General features: G+C 53.9%; 3 tRNA genes. All 3 read right to left on the reverse strand.

Features of this window, described 5'->3' with window-relative positions:
* A tRNA-His gene (locus SB752_RS32090) sits at positions 1-73 on the reverse strand.
* Between the two features lie 23 nt (positions 74-96).
* Positions 97-170, reverse strand: a tRNA-Trp gene (locus SB752_RS32095).
* Between the two features lies 1 nt (position 171).
* A tRNA-Met gene (locus tag SB752_RS32100) sits at positions 172-248 on the reverse strand.
* Positions 249-347 lie beyond the last annotated feature (99 nt).

Below are 347 nucleotides of genomic sequence, written 5' to 3' on the forward strand. Positions count from 1 at the left end.
GGCGATCGATGGGACTTGAACCCACGAGTGCCGGAGCCACAATCCGGTGCGTTAACCCCTTCGCCACGACCGCCATGATTTATGAAAATGTAACTTTGGCAGGGGCAGTAGGAATCGAACCCACACCAAAGGTTTTGGAGACCTTCGTTCTACCGTTAAACTATGCCCCTATGGTAGCGGTGGAGGGGATCGAACCCCCGACCTTTCGGGTATGAACCGAACGCTCTAGCCATCTGAGCTACGCCGCCAAAAACAGTAGATGAATTAAGTTATGGCGGAGGGAGCAGGATTCGAACCCGCGTGAGCTTGCACTCTAACGGTTTTCAAGACCGCCCCGTTATGACCAC

Origin of the sequence: Brevibacillus sp. SIMBA_040 (assembly GCF_046535075.1) — a bacterium.
Lineage (GTDB): Bacteria > Bacillota > Bacilli > Brevibacillales > Brevibacillaceae > Brevibacillus.